Origin of the sequence: Auritidibacter ignavus, from assembly GCF_003703835.1 — a bacterium.
Classification (GTDB): Bacteria; Actinomycetota; Actinomycetes; order Actinomycetales; family Micrococcaceae; genus Auritidibacter; species Auritidibacter ignavus.
The window spans coordinates 46,296-65,461 of record NZ_RDQR01000004.1; the positions used below are offsets into that span (position 1 = coordinate 46,296).

Sequence of the window (19,166 nt, forward strand, 5' to 3'; positions counted from 1 at the left end):
TTATGATTGAACTCACCGCTGCTCAGATTGCCGATGCGACCGGTGGTCAGCTCGTTGCTGGCACCGATCCGGACACGAGCGTTAACTCAGCTACCACCGACTCCCGCGAGATCACCGCCGGTGGCCTGTTTGTGGCCAAACCGGGAGAATTTGCCGACGGTCACGACTTTGTGCTCAGCGCACGGGAGCGCGGGGCGAAACTGATGCTGGGGCAACGCGAAGTCTCCGATGACAACGGGACCCCGGTTCCCGGCATTATCGTCGCTGACACGGTGGTCGCCATGGGTGATCTCGCCGAATACATTGTGGCCCGGATTCGTGAACATTCACCCACTACGGTGATTGGCATTACCGGCTCGGTCGGAAAAACCACCACCAAGGATCTCCTCGCTGGGCTGTTGTCCGAGGCGGTCGCCTCCGATGACCCGGACGCGGTTATCGCCCCACAAAACTCCTATAACGGTGAAGTGGGCGTGCCGTTGACCATCTTCCGCGCCAGCCTCACCACCCGGTATCTAGTGGTCGAAATGGGAGCCGACCATGTGGGCAATATTGCCGACCTGTGCCGGATGGTGCGCCCGGATATCTCCGTGGCACTGACCGTTGGCTCCGCGCACACCGCCTCCTTCGGGTCGGTGGAGAATATTGTCAAAACGAAGGGCGAAATTGTTGAAGGTCTCAGCCAGGGTGGGGTCGCTGTGCTCAACGCTGATGACCCGCGCGTGGCCTCCATGGCAGAGCGTGTCCCCGAGGGGGCTGAGGTGCTGTGGTTTTCCACCGCCAACCGCCATGACAGTGCCTACGCACCCATTGTCTACACCGCCGAGTTGAGCACCGACGACAACGAACGCCCCCACTTCTACCTGGGATATAATCCCACCGGGCAGCCGGCGGATCTACAACTGACGACAGCTTATGTCACCAGCGGACTGACCGGTATCCACCACGCCACGAATCTGGCTGCAACCGCTGCCGTGGCTGTGACGGCAGGTCTCGACCCGGAGACGGTCGGGGGCCTCCTGCACGGACGCGGGCCAGTCTCGAAGCACCGGATGGCCCGCACCGACCGAGCAGACGGCATTACCATCATCGACGACTCGTATAACGCCAATCCCGAATCCATGCGGGCCGGACTGAAAACATTGGCCCTCACCGGACGTAGCACCGGCCGGCGGACCTGGGCGGTGCTCGGGGAGATGCTCGAGCTGGGTTCCAACAGCATCAAAGAGCATATCCACATCGGTGAAGCCGTGGTCCGGTTGAATATTTCGCAGCTGGTGGTGGTCGGACAACAAGCCAGACCGCTCTATACTGGAGCGGTTATGGAAGGCTCCTGGGGCGACGAAGTGGACCATGTGGCTGACATCGACGAGGCCGAACAGTTACTCAACCAGCGCCTTCAGCCCGGCGACATTGTATTTATTAAAGGATCGAACTCGACCGGCCTGTGGAAACTTGCAGACCGGCTCACCGCTGACCCAACAACCCCAAGGCAAGGTGACCTGCAGTGATCGGACTCCTGATCGGGCTGGCGCTCGGGCTAGTGCTGACATTGATTGGCACCCCGCTACTGGTCAAAGTCTTGGTGAAAAAACACTACGGCCAATTCATCCGTGAAGATGGGCCCACCAGCCACCAGACCAAACGCGGTACGCCCACGATGGGTGGGGCAGTGATTGTCGGGAACCTGGTGATCGTTTACTTCCTGACCCACGGCATCATGTCCCTGATGGGGCTGGGCAATGCCGGAGTCACCGCCTCCGGGCTCCTCTTGCTGTTTTTGACCGCCGGAATGGGGCTGGTCGGCTTCTTTGACGACTTCGCGAAGATCTCTAATCAACGCTCGTTGGGACTGACTGCCTGGGCCAAGATCATCCTGCAGGGCGTGGTTGGTATTGCTTTTGCAATCCTGGTGCTCAACTTCCCCGACGACCGAGGACTAACTCCCGGCTCCACTGCGATCTCTGTCTTCCGCGACACCAGTATCGACCTGGCCTTTGCCGGACCTGTGGTGGGTGTAGTGCTGTTTGTGATCTGGTCTAATTTGATCACCACCGCCACCACCAACGCGGTTAACCTGACCGACGGGCTCGACGGTCTGGCCACTGGCGCGGTGGCGCTGGTGACCATGGCCTACGGGGCTATCACAGTCTTCCAGCTCAACCAGGCCTGCGGTAGCGGGCCAGAAGACCTGCCGGGGTGTTATCAGACCCGCGATCCCATGGACCTAGCCCTGCTGGCCGCTATCCTGACCGGATGTCTGATCGGATTCCTGTGGTGGAACACGAATCCTGCCAAAATTTTCATGGGAGACACCGGCTCGTTGGCCCTGGGTGGTGCCCTGGCTGGCTTCGCAATTCTGTCTCGCACCGAATTGTTGCTGGTGGTCTTGGCCGGGTTGATGGTGGCCATTGCGCTGTCGGTGATTATTCAGGTCGGATACTTCAAGCTCTCCGGTGGTAAGCGGGTGTTCCTGATGGCCCCGTTACAACACCACTTTGAGCTCAAAGGCTGGGCCGAAGTCACCGTGGTCGTTCGGTTCTGGCTGGTCGGATTGGTGTGCGCGCTGGCCGGTCTGGCCATGTTCTACGCAGAATGGGTGATCGTGCGGTGACAGTGCATCATGATCTATCGGCCCTGACCACCTGGGACTCCGACTGGGCCGGGCTTCGCGTGCTGGTCACCGGGCTCGGTGTGACCGGGTTTTCGGTGGCCGACACGCTGGCCGAACTTGGCGCTGAGGTCGTGGTGGTTGACGGCCAGGACGACGACAAGCGCCGTCACGCCGCCGACACGCTGAAAATTGTCGGCGTGCGCGAGGTACTGCTCGGTCACCAGGCGGTATCCGGTCTACCCGATGAGAACCTCTGGGACGGGCCCCTGGAGTTGGTGGTCACCTCGCCGGGCTGGAACCCCGCTCAACCCGTCCTAGCTGCCGCAGCCACCGCCGGGGTACCGATCTGGTCAGAAATTGATTTGGCCTGGCGGGTGCGTATCCGTGAGGGTCGGCGCACCGCTGAATGGCTGGCCCTGACCGGAACAAATGGAAAAACCACCGTGGTGACCATGGCCGAGTCCATGGCCCAAGCAGCCGGCCTCGACGCCATTGCTGTCGGCAATGTCGGCACCCCAATTCTGGATGCCATCCGCCGTCCCGAAGGCTTCGATGTGCTCATCATCGAGCTGTCGAGTTTCCAGTTGCATTGGACTCACCACTTCGAACCAGCTGCCTCAGCGGTGCTCAACATAGCTGAAGACCACCTGGACTGGCACGGCGGTTTCGATAACTATGCCGCTGATAAAGCCAAGATTTACGAGAACACCCGGGTGGCCTGTATTTTCAACGAGAACCAGCCGGCCACGATGCGAATGGTTGAAAACGCCGATGTGCAGGAAGGCTGTCGCGCGATCTCCTTCACCACCGACGTACCAGCTCGGTCCATGTTTGGCGTGGTCGACGGGTTGCTGGTTGACCGGGCCTTTTTGGAAGACCGCCACCACTCCGCTTTGGAACTGGCGGCCATTACCGATATTGGCGTGATCGTCCCCGAGCACCAGGTCGCCAACGCCCTGGCTGCCGCCGCGCTGGTCCGGGCTATTGACGTCCCACCCCAAGCGGTGAAACAGGGACTACGCAACTACGCTCCCGAACCGCACCGGGTGGAACTCATTGCTGGGGGGCCTCAGGGGGAGACCCTGCAAACCCTGTGGATTGACGATACGAAGGCCACCAACCCGCATGCCACCGACGCGGCGCTGAAAGCCTTCAACTCGGTGATCTGGGTGGCCGGTGGCCTACCCAAGGGACTCAGCTACGACCAACTGGTGAAAGATCACGCCTCGCGACTGAAAGCTGTTATCGTGATCGGTCTTGATCCAGCACCTGTGACCGAGGCACTCACACGACACGCACCCGAGGTCCCCGTCTACACCCAGTATCTGCGAGACACTAACAGTGACCCCACCGATGGCTGGTCGGTGATGACGCACGTGGTCGAGTTGGCCGCGCAACTGGCAGACGACGAAGACACGGTGTTGCTTTCTCCGGCTGCGGCCTCTTTCGACCAGTTCAGCTCCTACGGAGACCGTGGCGACGCCTTCCAGCACGCCGTGAGACAACACCTGGGGATCGCCCCACCGCCGACCGACGCACCTGACGACGAGTCGTAGACATTCAGCCACCACCAGCGCAGACAGGAGACCGAGGTTATGAGCACAGCTGACTCCTCCTCGGACTCACGAGTGTGGCGCTGGCTTGAAGGGTCATCGCCTAAAACCTCCTACTGGCTGATCCTGGGATCCACCTTGGCGCTGTCGGCTCTCGGAGTGTTGATGGTGCTTTCGGCTTCCTCGGTTGAAAACATTGGCACCGTGGGGTCCTACGACTCACTGCTCAGCCACGGGGTTTACGCCCTGGCCGGGGTAATCCTGATGGTGGTGGTCGCCCGACTGAAACCCGAAACCCTGCGACGTTTGGCCTGGGGGATCGTGCTCGCTTCCATCTTGCTGTTGGTCCTGGTGTTCACCCCGCTGGGCCATGAAGTTAACGGGAATCGTAACTGGTTGCGCATTGGCGGGTTCTCTTTCCAGCCGGCTGAAGCAGCCAAGCTGGGTCTGGCGCTCTGGGGTGGCCACGTGCTCGCCCTCAAAGGTCGCTATGCGACCCACCCGTTACACCTGGTGCTTCCGGTGGTGCCGGTTGGCGGGATGATCATCCTCCTGGTGCTGGTGGGACGAGATCTCGGCACCGGGCTGGTTTTGCTACTGGTGCTGGCCGTGCTGTTGTTTATGGCAGGGATTAAGTTCCGTTGGCTCGCGCTGGCCGGAATAATCGGGCTAATCGGGGTTGCGGTGGTCACCATGCAGTCCGATAACCGCATGTTGCGCATCGGCGCCTGGTTCGGTAACTGCGATCATCCCTCGGACCCGTGCTACCAGTCCGACCACGGCTTCTACGCCCTCGCCTCGGGAGGCTGGTGGGGGGTCGGATTGGGCCAATCGCGTCAAAAATGGTCCTATATCCCCGAAGCCGAAAACGACTTTATCTTCACGATCCTCGGTGAAGAACTCGGGCTACTGGGGGCACTGGCTACCCTGGCATTATTTATCGTGCTGGCCATCGGGATGTTTCGGGTCGCTATTCGCACCCAGCACGCTTTCGTGCGCATCACCACCGGTGCCATTATCGCCTGGCTGATCGGCCAAGCCTTCTTGAATATCGCAATGGTGACCGGCCTGCTTCCGGTCATCGGAGTGCCACTACCGTTTATCTCCCGCGGTGGCTCGGCAATGATGATGGCCATGTTGGCGGTCGGGGTAGTGCTGAGCTTCACCAGACAAGAACGCCGGGACCAGCTGGCCGAGCACGAGCCAAGCCACGATACCACCCCGCTGGGGCCACCGCCGGCCGATGCGGAAAGACCCAGCACACAGCACCACGCCAACCACTCTGAAGTCACCGGTACCGAGGACATGTCGATGACGGCCCCGGTGCCTGGCACCACACCGAAGAAACCCTCGCCCCTGCGGCGTCCTGGTAGAAAGCAGGTCAATTCCTGATGAGCCCACGATCCGGCACGACTTCGACCGCCTCAACAGCCACCCCACCCGTGCTCCGGGTGGTCTTGGCTGGCGGTGGCACCGCAGGCCATGTGTCACCGATGATTCAAATCGCCCGGGCCATCCAGCGCGCCCACCCACAGGCTGAGATCACCATGGTCGGTACCCGTGAAGGACTCGAAGCCGACCTGGTGCCTGCAGCTGGCTTCCGGTTAGTAACCATCCCCAAAGTCCCGATGCCACGAACAGTGAATAAGGACCTGTTCTCCATGCCTTTCCGGTTGCGTGCAGCGATCAAAGCCTCCCGTGAGATCCTGCGTGATAGGCGCGCGCAGGTGGTCGTTGGCGTGGGGGGATACGCGGCGACCCCCGTCTACTTGGCAGCACAACGCGAGCGGATCCCGGTGGTGGTCCACGAAGGCAATATTCGCCCCGGACTGGCGAATAAGGTCGGTGCCCGTCGGGCCGCCGCGGTCGCCACCGCCTTTGAAGGTACTCCGCTACCTGGTGCCCGTCATGTGGGCATGCCCCTGCGACGTGAAATCACCACCCTGGACACCTCCGTCGCAGCACAACGCCGGGCACGTCAGAGTCTTGGATTAGACCCCGACCGCACCACCGTGGTGGTCACCGGTGGGTCCTCCGGGGCCCAGCACCTCAATGAGACCATTGCTGCCAGCCGTGAGGCGATGACTGCCACGGGTGCCCAAATCCTGCACCTGACCGGAAAAGGCAAGACCATATTGGACGAGAACGGCGCACCGATCCGCCAGGACGGGTACCGGCAAGTCGAATATATCGACGGGCTCGAAACCGTTTTTCAAGCCGCCGATCTGGTGGTAGCCCGCTCCGGAGCCGGCACCGTATGCGAGTTGGCAGCCGTGGGCAAACCCGCTGTCCTCGTGCCGCTACCGATCGGCAACGGCGAGCAACGCCTCAACGGCGCCGGGCTCGTCGATGCTGGGGCCGCAGTGATGGTAGACGACCAGGACTTCACCGACGAGTGGGTCCGGACCCACTTACCGGCGTTGCTCAACGATCCGCAACGGCTGGCCACCATGGCGGAGGCCGCCGCCGCGCAAGGGGTGACCGATGCCGATGAGGTGATGGCCCAGATCGTCACCGAAGTGGTCACCCAGCACGCCGGCGACTAACGTCTCGCTCCAGCTCGTAGCCAACCAGCTCGCACCCAACCAGCACCGACCAACACCTCCCGTACACTGACCACAACCGATGTGCCAACCCCAGGAGCCCCGTGATGACCGACCACCGTTTCGATACCGTGACACACGTGCACTTCCTCGGACTGGGCGGAGTGGGCGTCTCCGGCATTGCCCGGATCATGCTCTCCCAGGGTTATAAAGTCTCCGGTAGCGATGCCAAACACCTGCCCGTGATTGACGAATTGGCGGAGCAAGGTGCCCGAGTCTTCATAGGCTACCGGGCCGAGAACTTCGCCGCTGCTCACCATGACTCTGAACTGGGACCCATCGAGCTAGTTATTGCCTCCTCGGTAGCCACCGCCGAAAACCCCGAACGCCAAGCCGCTGAGGCAGCCGGGATTCCGGTGCTACACCGCTCGGAAGGTTTAGCCATGGCCATGCAGGGCCACAAGGTCCTGACCGTGGCCGGAACCCACGGTAAAACCACCACGTCGTCAATGGCTGCCACCGTGTTGACCGAAGCCGGACTGGACCCCACCTACGCGGTGGGAGCAGCGGTGGCTGGGCTGGGCCCGAATGCCCATTCTGGAGCCGGCGAGTGGTTCGTAGCCGAAGCCGATGAATCCGATGGAACCCTACTCAATTACCGTCCCGATATGGCTATCATCACCAACATCGAGGCCGATCACCTCGACTTCTACGGCACCGAAGAAGCCGTCCACCAGGTCTTTGAAGACTTCTCTCACCTGGTCAGCTCTGACGGGGCGCTCATCCTGTGTGCAGATGACCCCGGCTGCCGACACCTGGCAGACCAGCTGAGGGCTACTCGCGCTGACAACCCGTCGGTGCCCGAGGTGTATTTCTATGGACATGGTCGTGGCGACCACCCGGTGGATCTCGAGATGTGCGACTCTGAACCAGCAGGTAGCGGACAACGGGTGAGCTACCGTTTCGCCGGTCGACTGGCCGATGCCGGGGAACTCAGTGTCGCATTGGCCCAGCCGGGCACCCACAATGCACTCAACGCCGCGGCGGTGGTCTTAGCCGGACACCTGATCGGCATCTCACCTGATGAGAGTACTCGCGGTCTTCGTCGCTTCCACGGCTCGGCTCGTCGTTTTGAGTTCCACGGCGAAGTCGCCGGGGTGAAGGTCTACGATGACTACGCGCATCACCCCACTGAGGTCTGGGCAGCAATCCATGCCGCCCAGACCTTGAGCGGTTGCGGAAAGGTTCATGCCATTTTCCAACCGCACCTGTTTTCTCGTACCCGGGATTTTGCCGCCGAGTTTGCCAATGCACTGTCTACAGCTGATAGCGTGCGGGTTTTGGAAATCTATCCCGCCCGAGAAGAACCGATCCCCGGAGTGGACGCCTCGCTGATCACCAAGGAGCTGTCCGAGACGCTACGGTCCGGTTTTCCCGCCGCTGGCCAGGTTGCCATCACACCTGCCGAGGCCATCGAGACCATCGTGGACCGCGCTCAGCCCGGGGATCTGGTCCTGACGCTTGGAGCCGGAGATATTAACGCCTCCACCCAGACGATCCTCGACCAGCTGGCCGCCAGGGCACAGTCCTCACAACAGTGAGCACGGACAGTCCGGTATGAACAACAAGACTCACGACACCAACGCACGCACCGCCACCAGCACTGACGCGGACGTAGTACAGAAATACCCGGGGCTGGCTCAGCGCTCGGAAGACGACTCGCTGAGCGCCTCGAAGCCCCTGCCTGAGCATCTGCGGGATACCGAACAGACCGAAGAGTCTGAGTCCACGACAACGTCGCGGAGTTTCAGTGCTGAACGCGACCCGACCCAGCAGAAGCTAACACCGACGGCAAAACCGGCAGGAGGGCCGGTTGCGCAACGGGATGAACAACGGGATAAACCAGCGAAAAAACCTCGGCTCAGATTCTCCCGTCCTACCAAAGACAAGACCGAGAAAACTGACCGCACCTTGGCTGATCAGACCGTGGTGGAACTTCCCCCCACTGCCACACAGCTGACGAAAAAACGACTGAAACTAATGGGGATCTCTTTGGCCGGGGTCCTCGTACTCGCTCTGGTTGCCATTGCCGTGCTGTTCTATTCGCCCATTTTGGCGATCAAGAATATTGAGATCTCCGGAACCTCGATACTCAGCGAACAGCGCGCTACCGAACTATTAGGACCGCTCAAAGAGCGCCCCTTGCCGCAAGTTGGCGACGACGAAGTGATGGAGCTACTCTCCTTTTCACCAGCGGTGGCCTCGGTCAGCACTCGCGCAGAACCACCAGACACCCTGTTCGTCGAAGTGCACGAATTCACCCCGGTAGCCATGGCCCCCAAGGGCGATGGATACGCCGTGTTCAACGACGCAGCCGAAGAGATCGCAACGATCACCGCAGCCCAAGCACAGGACCAGACCTTACCGGTCGTGTCCTCAGCCGAAGACGTCGAAGATCCGGTGCTGTTCAATACCATCACCGAAGTCTTGGGTTCCTTGCCCGACGATCTGCGACAGGAGGTCACTCAGGCCTCCGGAGAGTCCATCGATTCGATTGAGCTCACCCTGGCCAATGACAAAACCGTGGTGTGGGGTAATGCCCAAGACGCCGAAAAGAAAGGACGTGTGGTACAAGCGTTGTTGGCGTTACCTGACGAGGAATCTGCCCAGATCTCCGAATACGACGTCTCTGCACCTGACCACCCGGTGACGCGATAATTCGCTGAAAATATCGACACGACACGCGACGGCGGTCATTGCCGTGACCGCCGTGGCACTCTAACGTCATGGGTAGAACTTTTAGGCTTAATGGACTCGGGATGATCCCGAGCCGTGGCCGGCCTGACATACCCGACATCAGATAAGGGAATCACATCGTGGCATCACCTCAGAATTATCTAGCCGTCATTAAGGTCGTCGGCGTCGGCGGAGGCGGCGTGAACGCCGTCAACCGCATGATCGAAGTTGGACTGCGCGGCGTTGAATTCATTGCGGTCAACACCGATGCACAGGCTCTGTTGATGTCTTCGGCTGATGTGAAGCTCGACGTGGGTCGGGAACTGACCCGTGGACTGGGAGCCGGTGCCAACCCTGAGGTCGGAGCACAGGCTGCTGAGGATCACGTCCAAGAGATCGAAGAAGCCCTCCAAGGTGCTGACATGGTGTTTGTGACCGCCGGTGAAGGTGGCGGAACCGGTACCGGGGCCGCTCCGGTGGTGGCCCGCGTGGCCCGGTCGCTGGGAGCACTCACCATCGGTGTTGTCACCCGCCCGTTTACTTTCGAAGGTCGCCGTCGCGCGACCAGCGCAGAGAACGGCATTGAGGCACTACGCGATGAAGTCGACACGCTGATCGTGATCCCCAACGACCGGTTACTGACCGTATCTGACCCCTCCATCTCGGTCATGGAAGCTTTTGAACTGGCCGACCAGGTGCTACTCTCCGGTGTCCAGGGCATCACCGATCTGATCACCACCGCCGGTTTGATCAACCTCGACTTCGCCGACGTGAAATCGGTGATGCAGGGCGCCGGCTCGGCGTTGATGGGTATTGGTGCCGCCCAAGGCGAAGAACGCGCTGTGAAAGCCACTGAAGCCGCCATCGCCTCTCCTTTGCTGGAAGCCTCGATCGACGGCGCCCACGGCGTGTTGCTCTCAGTCCAGGGCGGTTCCGACCTTGGATTGTTCGAAATCAACGAAGCAGCACGCATGGTGCAAGAAGTGGCTCACCCCGAAGCCAACATCATCTTCGGTGCGGTCATCTCCGATAATCTTGGCGATGAAGTGCGGGTCACCGTTATTGCTGCCGGGTTCGATGACAACGACGATGACCAGCAGCAGAGCGCTACCCAGTCACCGAGCCTGCCCAGCAACTCCGCTGGTCATACACGGAGCGAGTCGGTTCCTGGCCAGCAACAGACCGGTTCCGTGCCGACGGCGACTCCGTTGGCTCCGGTCGCCGATGACGCAGATCCGGCTGTCCCAGAATCCCTGGACGAAGACGGCAATGCCACAAACGAGGAATCAGAAGATGTCCCCACTGTGGTGGAGAACCAAGAAGATCGCCGCGACGACCTCGACGTTCCGGACTTCCTGAAATAAACTCTGCCATACACCCAGCGCCTCATACAGGCTCTGGTATTGCCTCAAGCCGTAGCGGACGGAACTATTCGTGACTGGGTCTGCCTTTGTAGAAACCTACCGTAGCCCCAGTGGACACACGGTAGGTTTCTCTCATGCCAACATGGGAAACCTCGGGTTGCTGGCCCGCGAACCAGGGGAGAGCATCGACGAGATTTATGCTCACCGGCGTGCTGTTGAAAAGCAGGCCGGGATTGCTGAAGGAACCACCGTGTTCCTGCACCAGGTACACTCGGCCACCGTGGTTGAGGCCGATTCACTCCCGGGCTGGTCTCAGACCACCGATTCCGTGGTCGCCGATGCAAGTATCTCGGCTACCGGCGCCACACCGTTGGCCATTCTGGTCGCAGACTGCATGCCTGTGGTATTCACGACCTCCGGGAAAGCCACCGCGGTAGCCCACGCCGGGCGCGTCGGTTTGCTCAGCGGAGTTTTGCAAAACACTATCGCCACCTTGCGCGAACACGAGCCAGAGGCCGAGATCACCGCGTGGATCGGCCCATCCATCTGTGGGAGATGTTATGAAGTGCCAGAACAGATGCGCTCGGAAGCCTCGGCGGTGATGCCGGTAATGTATTCCACCACCAGCTGGCAGACCCCTGCGCTGGACCTGCCTGCCGCCGGCCAGCAGCTCATGGAAGACCTGGGCGTGACCGTTCACCGCACCCAAATTTGCACATTGGAAGACTCGCGCGTTTTTTCACACCGGGGAGGCCACCCCGTGGGGCGGTGCGCAGGCATGGTCTTTGCCGACTAACCTGTCAACGACAACCAGAATTAGTCAGTGACACGCGGCAAAACACCGCCGTTGGTCCCGAGATTTTTAGCCCCGTGAATTAATGTGAGCTATAGAGTCCACGCTAGCTGAAAGATTGAGGAACTTATGGTTGGTGGAATGAAGAAGGCAATGATCTATTTGGGTCTTGCCGACGGTGACGAACACTACGAGCAAGAGCAACAACAAAAGGCTGAGGCCACGGCATCGCGCTCTGAGTCACGTTCCCAGGACCGTGGCACGTCGCGGTCGAAGAATCAGGCCGAGGCAGACGAACAGCAGGCAAAGGTCGCTGAGCCGGTCAACCAGATGCCGACTCTTCGGCGGGAGTTCAGCCCGGTACGCGCCGTGCCTTCCCCAGACAATAGCTCCGAGGACGGAGACGACAACGGGTACCGTGCACCGGTGACCCCGATCAAGCGTGCCACTCAGACCAGAGAGGAAGCCTCGGAAGTGCACCAGCTTAACACCATTCACCCACGTTCCTATAACGACGCCAAACTGATCGGTGAATCGTTCCGGTCCGGCGTTCCTGTCATCATGAACGTCACCGACATGTCCGAGGCTGAAGCCAAGCGCTTGGTCGACTTCTCGGCGGGGCTGGTGTTCGGTCTTTACGGCTCCATCGAGCGAGTGACCAATAAGGTCTTCCTGCTGACCCCCAACACCGTAGAAGTCATCACCGAAGGCTCACAGACCAACGAAGAAGAAGTCTCCTTCTTCAACCAGGCTTAAGATCAGGCCACTACAGCTTGCGTTTTGGCCGGACTCGGGTGAGCTTTCCACCAGGTTCAGCCGAGTCCGGTAGAATTAAAGTCTCCCGTACAACGTTGCAGAAGGAACTCTGAGAGTGAATATCGTCTTCGCGCTCTTGCACCTCGTGTTGACGCTGTACTGGTACAGCCTGCTCGTTCGAGTCGTTTATGACGTGGTGCAGTCCTTTGCCAGACAGTGGCGACCTCGGGGGATTTCACTCATCTTGGCTAGCGCGGTCTATACCGTTACTGACCCACCGATCCGTTGGTTACGTTCCAAGATCCCACCGCTGAATCTGGGCGGAATCGGCCTTGACGTGGCCTTCCTCGTGGTATTCATTGTGGTTATTCTTCTGCGGGCTCTTGTTCCTTTGCAGTAAAGTTTTTGACACTTCGTGCCACAAAGTTCCTCAACTGTAACCAGCTTCTCGTGCAGATAAATCCCAGTGGTCGATTGTTTCCCACAGCACTAAAAGGTTGAGATGTCCGCGCAATATCTGGTAAAAAATCAATATCATCATTCGAAGCAATGTCAGCTTGATCTCTGATACGGTGTTGCTGGTGGTAATCTAGTTACCAGGGATGACATTGTGACCAATAGTGGTCTGTGAAGATCACCGATAGCACCTAACCCTAGGTTTTACCCAGCTGGGTAGGACACGACACTTATTGAGGAGACCACATGGCTCTCACGCCGGAAGATGTAGTCAACAAACGGTTCCAGACCACAAAGTTCCGTGAAGGCTATGACCAGGACGAGGTAGATGATTTCCTCGACGAGATCGTCGTCGAGTTACGTCGGCTGAACCAAGAGAACGACGAACTACGTCGTCAGGTCTCCGAGCTCCAGGGTGGAGCCGGCTCCGAGAGTTCCCAGGCTGCCGTACCTGCCCCCGTTTCTGCTGATGGTCAGTCCGCTGAGACCCCGGCTGAAGAGCCCGCCACCCAGCCCGAGGCACCTGAAGACCACCAGCCTCAAGCTGAGGCTTCAGGACAAAGCGAAACACCCGCGACCGAGCAGGCCGCACCCGTTGCCGGCCCGCAGAGTGCCGCTGGTTTCGCCAACAATGACCAGTACGGTACCGGCGCTGTCCCGCAACAAGCCAACGTCCAGACCAACGCCGATGCGAACTCCGCCGCCGGCGTCCTGGCGATGGCTCAGCGTCTGCACGATGAATACGTTGCCGAAGGTCAGCAGACCCGCGACCGCATCATCTCCGACGCGCAGGCAGAAGCTGACAAGCTGGTCAGCGACGCACAGGAACAGTCGCGCAAGACCCTCAACGAGTTCGAACAGAAGAAGTCGGTTCTGGAACGCGAAGTGGAAGAACTACGTGGCTTCGAGCGCGACTACCGCTCCCGGCTTCGTGCCTTCATCGAAGGTCAGTTGCAGGACCTGGACTCCCAGTCTCGTATTGCTGAGTAATCAGCGCGGGTGACCGTCTCGATACCACTATCGACTCAGCCGACCACGTTCTTTTCAGCGTGGTCGGCTGAATTGTGTCAAGGACTGCGACCAGCTGGTACGTAGCCTGGAGATGAAACCCGCCCGACCTTGGAGCACCACCGTGAGCGATGCCCAATCACGCCGCCGCACTTTTCCCTGGTGGATGGCCATGATCCCTCTTGTCATCGGCTATCTGATCGATCAAATCACCAAATACGTCGTGGTGGAAAATATGTCCGAAGGACAATCCATCCCGGTCATTCCGCCCTTATTGCACTGGTACTTTATCCGCAACCCCGGGGCAGCTTTTTCCATCGGTACTGACTACACCTGGATCTTCACGATCATCCAAACCCTTGCTCTGGGGGTCGTTATGTATCTGATCATCAGCCGGGCCCGAACCCTTCCGTGGTTGATCACGCTGGGGTGTCTGGCCGCCGGCATTGCCGGCAACCTCACCGACCGGCTCTTTCGTGAACCGGGCTTCGGCGTCGGGCACGTCGTTGACTTCATCTCGTTGCCCAATTTTGCGATCTTCAACATTGCCGACTCACTGATTGTGTGTTCGATGATCGCGGTCGTAATCCTGATCTTTACGGGGCTACCTATGAACGATCATGCCGCCGAGGACGAAGCTTCCGTCGAGCCTGCCCGGGCGGAAAGTCCAGAGAATGTCTCAGACTAATCCCGAGCGCCCCGCAGAGCAGCAGATTGAGCTGACCGAATCCGGACGCGCCGATGCGGTGCTCTCGCGAGCGTTAGGGGTCTCGCGCTCTCAAGCAGCCGATTGGATCTCTCGTGGCCTGGTGACCGAGGCTGACAGCGGAGATCCGGTACTGAAATCCACCAAGGTTACACCGGGTACCAGAGTGGTGGTCACCGACGCGCAAGACCCCGACCCGCTAGAGGTTAAAGTGGAGGTTGTGCAAGACCTGACGATTATCGCCGAAGATCCCGATTATCTGGTCGTCGACAAACCCGTCGGCGTGGCTGCACACCCCTCTCCGGGATGGGTCGGCCCCACCGTGGTCGGCGGCCTCGCCGGACTCGGGTACCGGATCTCTACCTCGGGGGCCGCTGAGCGACAAGGCATCGTGCAGCGCTTGGACGTGGGAACCAGTGGACTGATGGTGGTGGCCACCAGTGAAACCGCTTATACCCACCTGAAAGACCAGTTCCGTGACCGGGTGCCGGCCAAAACGTATCACGCTCTGGTCCAGGGGCTACCGGATCCCGTCGACGGCACTATCGACGCCCCGATCGGTCGCGACCCAGGACACGACTGGAAGTTTGCTGTCCTGGACGGTGGTCGACATGCAGTCACGCACTACGAGACCTTGGAATCCTTCGGTACTGCCACGCTGATCCGTGTGGGGTTGGAGACCGGTCGCACCCACCAAATCCGTGTCCATTTCTCCGCGATGCGTCATCCGCTGGCCGGAGACCTCACCTACGGTGCTGATCCAAAGCTGGCCGCGAACCTGGGGCTGACCCGACAGTGGTTGCATGCCCACCAACTGGGTTTTCAACACCCCACCACCGGCGAATGGGTCACCTACACCAGCCTGTACCCTCACGATTTGCAGTTTGCTCTCTCGGTGCTCCGCAATCGGTAGTCGCCCCGTACAGAAGCGAGTGAGGAGCTGCCACACAGCAGGTGTGAAAGGACTAGACTGGGGTCTGGTGACCCTGGCCGTCGTCGAGGAGATGATCAATTCCTATGACCTCAACTGCCTCTGAGGATCGAGGTTTCGTTCACCTGCACACCCACACCGAGTACTCGATGTTGGATGGAGCGGCGAAACTGGACGAGTTATTCGCCGAGGCCAACAGGTTGGGTATGGAATCCATGGCCATTACCGACCACGGGTATCTCTTCGGCGCCTTCGACTTCTGGTCCAAAGCCAAAAACGCCGGCATCAAACCCATTATCGGGTTAGAAGCGTATTTGGCCCCCGGCCAGCAGTCCCGCCACGACAAAACGAGGGTGCGGTGGGGCGAACAGGGCCAGCGTGGTGACGATGTTTCGGGCGGTGGCGCCTATACGCACATGACCATGTTGTCGAAGAACAACACCGGCATGCACAACTTATTCAAAGCTGCCTCGATCGCATCACTGGATTCGGTCTACTCTAAATGGCCGCGCATCGACCGAGATCTGTTGAGCCAATACTCGGAGGGCATTATTGCCACCACCGGGTGCCCGTCCGGGGAAGTGCAGACTCGATTGCGACTGGGCCAGAAACAAGAGGCGCTGGAGGCCGCTGCGGAATTCCGCGATATCTTCGGTAAGGAGAATTTCTACCTGGAAATCATGCAACACGGCCTCGATATTGAGCGCCGGGTGTTTACCGATCTGCTTGAGATCGGCAAAAAACTCAATCTACCCATGGTCGCTACGAACGACCTGCATTACACCCACGAACACGACGCCGGTCACCATGAAGCCCTCTTAGCCTTGCAATCGGGGTCCCGACTGGATGAGCCCACCTACGATCAGGGCGGTTCCCGTTTCGCCTTTTCAGGCAACGAGTATTATTTGAAGTCATCGCGTGAAATGCGCACTCTGTTCAAAGAGTTCCCCGAAGCCTGCGATAACACCTTGCTCATTGCCGAACAGTGCGATGTCAGCTTCAACACCGATGCCAACTACATGCCGGCCTTCCCCACGCCCGAGGGGGAAGACGAGACCAGCTGGTTGATCAAAGAGGTCAATAAAGGCCTGCGCAATCGTTATCCCCATGGAGTCCCCGACTACGCCCAGAAGCAAGCCGACTATGAGCTTGACGTGATCATCTCCATGGGTTTCCCCGGTTACTTCCTGGTCGTGGCAGACTTCATCAACTGGGCAAAGAATAACGGCATCCGCGTCGGCCCAGGCCGTGGGTCTGGTGCAGGCTCGATGGTCGCTTACGCGATGCGGATTACCGAGCTGGATCCCATCAAGCACGGGCTGATCTTCGAGCGGTTCTTGAACCCGGACCGTGTCTCGATGCCTGACTTCGACGTCGACTTCGACGATCGCCGTCGTCCTGAGGTTATTGACTATGTGACCGAAAAATACGGGGACGAGCGGGTGGCAATGATTGTCACCTACGGCACCATCAAGACCAAGATGGCGTTGAAAGACTCTGCCCGTGTGAAGGGCAAACCGTTCTCGATGGGGGAGCAGCTCACCAAAGCACTCCCACCGGCAGTGATGGCTAAGGACATTCCGCTCAAAGACATTGAGAACCCCGAGGCGCCTCGGTACAACGAGGCTGCAGAGTTCCGCGAATTGCTCCAGACCGACCCGGAGATGGTAGATGTCTTCGAAACGGCGAAGGGCCTAGAAGGTTTGAAGCGGCAGTGGGGTGTGCACGCCGCCGGGGTGATCATGTCCTCGGCGCCGGTGATTGATGTAGTCCCCATTATGCGCCGACTCCAAGACGGCCAGGTCATCACCCAGTTTGATTACCCCACCTGTGAAGGCCTGGGGCTGATCAAAATGGACTTCTTGGGTTTGCGCAACCTAACCATCATCTCGGATGCCCTGGACAACATTGAGGCCAACCAGGGAACCCCACTGGATCTGGAAGCTCTCACCTTAGACGACACCGAATCCTATGAGTTGCTGGCGCGTGGAGAAACCCTCGGAGTCTTCCAGCTCGACGGTGGCCCTATGCGCCAGCTACTAAAGATGATGCGCCCGGATAACTTCGAAGATATTTCCGCGACCATCGCGCTATATCGCCCGGGCCCGATGGGTGCCAACTCGCACATCAACTACGCGTTGCGCAAGAACAACCAACAAGAGATTACCGCGATCCACCCGGAGCTAGCAGAACCACTGGCAGACATTTTGGACACCACCTACGGTCTGATTGTTTACCAGGAGCAGGTGATGGCCATCGCCCAGAAGGTCGCCGGCTACTCGCTGGGTCAAGCGGATATTCTCCGTCGCGCAATGGGTAAGAAAAAGAAAGCCGAGCTGGACCGACAGTACGTGGACTTCCACCAAGGCATGCTGGACCGTGGCTATTCGGAAGAGGCGGTGACTGCGCTCTGGGACATTCTGCTTCCATTCTCTGACTACGCGTTCAATAAGGCCCACTCGGCTGCCTACGGACTCGTCTCGTATTGGACCGCGTACCTGAAGGCTCACTATCCGGCTGAATACATGGCAGCCCTGTTGACCTCGGTGGGCTCGGATAAAGACAAGATGGCAATGTATCTCAACGAGTGCCGTCGCATGGGTATCACAGTGCTTCCGCCCGACGTCAATGAATCAGCTTTGCAGTTCACACCGGTTGGTAACGATATTCGTTTCGGCCTGGGGGCGGTGCGCAACGTGGGCGACAATGTCGTGCACGGGATCGTGAACGCCCGTGAAGAGCAAGGTCAGTTCACCAGCTTCCAGGACTTCTTTAAAAAGGTCCCGCAGGTGGTGTGCAATAAGCGCACCATCGAATCCTTGATTAAAGCCGGGGGCTTCGATTCGATGCGTCACCCCCGGCGCGCGTTGTTGGCGGTGCATGAAGAAGCCGTAGACGCCTCGGTGGTGCAGAAACGGCAAGAGGCCAATAACCAATTCGACTTCTTCTCCCTGCTTGACGACAGCGACACCTCAGCCGCTGACGTGGGCCTGGGTATCTCTGTGCCGGACGTGCCGGAATGGGATCGTAAGACCAAGCTCAGCTTTGAACGTGGCATGCTGGGACTCTACGTCTCGGATCACCCGTTGCAAGGCCTAGAATCGGTGCTGTCGCAATACGCTGACCACACCATCACCCAGATCCTGGATGAAGATGGCCCTGCTGACGGGGCCCAAGTCACCATTGCTGGCCTGATCAACACCCTGGAGCGCAGGATCGCGAAGAACTCGGGTAATGCCTATGCCCGTACCGAAGTCGAAGATCTCAACGGGTCGATGGATGTGATGTTTTTCGGACAGGTCTATGCACCGATTGCCACCGTACTGGCCGAAGATCTCATCGTCTCGGTCAAAGGCAGAGTCCAACGACGTGACGACGGGTCGGTCTCGCTCTCGGCCCAAGAGATGACGCTGATCGACGCACAGGAAGCCAGTGTAGGCCATGGGGGACCGGTGAACCTCAGCATCCCGCATTTCAAGGCCACCGAAAGTCTGATGCGGGAGCTTGGCGAAACCCTGAAGAACCATTCCGGGTCGACCGACGTGCGGGTGAAACTGATGGGCAATCTCGGCATTGACGTGATGCAGCTTGGCCCAGATTTCCGCGTGTCACCTAATCCAGCCCTATTTGGTGACCTCAAGGTGCTGCTGGGAGCCTCCTGTCTGGACTAAGCGCCACAAACCCTTCGGTTACTACATGTAGTAGC

At 59.4% G+C, this 19,166-nt stretch carries 15 protein-coding genes; all 15 read left to right on the forward strand.

The genetic code is table 11. The features are described 5' to 3' along the window. Positions 1–2 precede the first annotated feature (2 nt). The 15 genes from DYI20_RS03525 (at position 3) to dnaE (ending at position 19,131) form a co-directional block, all read left to right on the forward strand. Positions 3–1,511, forward strand: a complete 1,509-nt coding sequence (locus tag DYI20_RS03525; RefSeq protein ID WP_110099322.1) for a UDP-N-acetylmuramoyl-tripeptide--D-alanyl-D-alanine ligase — start codon at positions 3–5, stop codon at positions 1,509–1,511. Further along, positions 1,508–2,614 carry a phospho-N-acetylmuramoyl-pentapeptide-transferase gene (mraY, locus tag DYI20_RS03530; RefSeq protein ID WP_110099367.1) on the forward strand — a complete coding sequence of 369 codons (1,107 nt, stop codon included), beginning with the start codon at positions 1,508–1,510 and terminating at the stop codon, positions 2,612–2,614. The genes DYI20_RS03525 and mraY overlap by 4 nt, the downstream gene beginning before the upstream one ends. After that, positions 2,596–4,170: a UDP-N-acetylmuramoyl-L-alanine--D-glutamate ligase gene (gene murD, locus DYI20_RS03535; protein WP_110099323.1), complete on the forward strand. Its 1,575-nt coding sequence runs from the start codon at positions 2,596–2,598 to the stop codon at positions 4,168–4,170. The genes mraY and murD overlap by 19 nt, the downstream gene beginning before the upstream one ends. Before the next feature lie 39 nt (positions 4,171–4,209). Then, positions 4,210–5,559 (forward strand): putative lipid II flippase FtsW, encoded by a 1,350-nt coding sequence (ftsW, locus tag DYI20_RS03540; protein WP_208392065.1) that lies wholly within the window; start codon positions 4,210–4,212, stop codon positions 5,557–5,559. Continuing rightward, positions 5,559–6,713, forward strand: coding sequence for an undecaprenyldiphospho-muramoylpentapeptide beta-N-acetylglucosaminyltransferase (gene murG / locus DYI20_RS03545; protein ID WP_110100443.1), 1,155 nt, complete (start codon positions 5,559–5,561; stop codon positions 6,711–6,713). The genes ftsW and murG overlap by 1 nt, the downstream gene beginning before the upstream one ends. 104 nt (positions 6,714–6,817) lie before the next feature. Further along, a complete protein-coding gene (gene murC, locus DYI20_RS03550) occupies positions 6,818–8,311 on the forward strand; it encodes a UDP-N-acetylmuramate--L-alanine ligase (RefSeq protein WP_122548882.1) in 1,494 nt (497 codons plus the stop codon). Positions 8,312–8,327: 16 nt separating this feature from the next. Beyond that, positions 8,328–9,428, forward strand: coding sequence for a cell division protein FtsQ/DivIB (locus DYI20_RS03555; protein WP_122548883.1), 1,101 nt, complete (start codon positions 8,328–8,330; stop codon positions 9,426–9,428). Between the two features lie 158 nt (positions 9,429–9,586). After that, a complete protein-coding gene (gene ftsZ / locus DYI20_RS03560) occupies positions 9,587–10,810 on the forward strand; it encodes a cell division protein FtsZ (protein WP_110099327.1) in 1,224 nt (407 codons plus the stop codon). Positions 10,811–10,880: 70 nt separating this feature from the next. After that, a complete protein-coding gene (locus DYI20_RS03565; protein ID WP_146206397.1) occupies positions 10,881–11,606 on the forward strand; it encodes a purine nucleoside phosphorylase YfiH/LACC1 family protein in 726 nt (241 codons plus the stop codon). Positions 11,607–11,732: 126 nt separating this feature from the next. Continuing rightward, positions 11,733–12,359 (forward strand): cell division protein SepF, encoded by a 627-nt coding sequence (locus tag DYI20_RS03570; RefSeq protein WP_110099329.1) that lies wholly within the window; start codon positions 11,733–11,735, stop codon positions 12,357–12,359. Between the two features lie 115 nt (positions 12,360–12,474). Then, on the forward strand, positions 12,475–12,759 hold the full coding sequence (locus DYI20_RS03575; protein WP_110099330.1) for a YggT family protein: 285 nt from the start codon (positions 12,475–12,477) through the stop codon (positions 12,757–12,759). A gap of 302 nt (positions 12,760–13,061) precedes the next feature. Beyond that, a complete protein-coding gene (locus DYI20_RS03580; protein ID WP_110100447.1) occupies positions 13,062–13,805 on the forward strand; it encodes a DivIVA domain-containing protein in 744 nt (247 codons plus the stop codon). A 142-nt stretch (positions 13,806–13,947) separates the two neighbouring features. Further along, positions 13,948–14,511, forward strand: a complete 564-nt coding sequence (gene lspA / locus DYI20_RS03585; RefSeq protein ID WP_233242901.1) for a signal peptidase II — start codon at positions 13,948–13,950, stop codon at positions 14,509–14,511. Then, positions 14,498–15,442, forward strand: coding sequence for an RluA family pseudouridine synthase (locus DYI20_RS03590; RefSeq protein ID WP_110100448.1), 945 nt, complete (start codon positions 14,498–14,500; stop codon positions 15,440–15,442). The genes lspA and DYI20_RS03590 overlap by 14 nt, the downstream gene beginning before the upstream one ends. 104 nt (positions 15,443–15,546) lie before the next feature. Further along, positions 15,547–19,131 (forward strand): DNA polymerase III subunit alpha, encoded by a 3,585-nt coding sequence (gene dnaE / locus DYI20_RS03595; protein WP_110100449.1) that lies wholly within the window; start codon positions 15,547–15,549, stop codon positions 19,129–19,131. Positions 19,132–19,166 lie beyond the last annotated feature (35 nt).

Excerpts from the sequence above, each read along its gene's own strand:
- DYI20_RS03525 (WP_110099322.1), top strand. The coding sequence starts at position 3 with ATGATTGAACTCACCGCTGCTCAGATTGCCGATGCGACCGGTGGTCAG.
- murD (WP_110099323.1), top strand. The coding sequence starts at position 2,596 with ATGGGTGATCGTGCGGTGACAGTGCATCATGATCTATCGGCCCTGACC.
- ftsW (WP_208392065.1), top strand. The coding sequence starts at position 4,210 with ATGAGCACAGCTGACTCCTCCTCGGACTCACGAGTGTGGCGCTGGCTT.
- murG (WP_110100443.1), top strand. The coding sequence starts at position 5,559 with ATGAGCCCACGATCCGGCACGACTTCGACCGCCTCAACAGCCACCCCA.
- murC (WP_122548882.1), top strand. The coding sequence starts at position 6,818 with ATGACCGACCACCGTTTCGATACCGTGACACACGTGCACTTCCTCGGA.
- DYI20_RS03555 (WP_122548883.1), top strand. The coding sequence starts at position 8,328 with ATGAACAACAAGACTCACGACACCAACGCACGCACCGCCACCAGCACT.
- DYI20_RS03570 (WP_110099329.1), top strand. The coding sequence starts at position 11,733 with ATGGTTGGTGGAATGAAGAAGGCAATGATCTATTTGGGTCTTGCCGAC.
- DYI20_RS03580 (WP_110100447.1), top strand. The coding sequence starts at position 13,062 with ATGGCTCTCACGCCGGAAGATGTAGTCAACAAACGGTTCCAGACCACA.
- DYI20_RS03590 (WP_110100448.1), top strand. The coding sequence starts at position 14,498 with ATGTCTCAGACTAATCCCGAGCGCCCCGCAGAGCAGCAGATTGAGCTG.
- dnaE (WP_110100449.1), top strand. The coding sequence starts at position 15,547 with ATGACCTCAACTGCCTCTGAGGATCGAGGTTTCGTTCACCTGCACACC.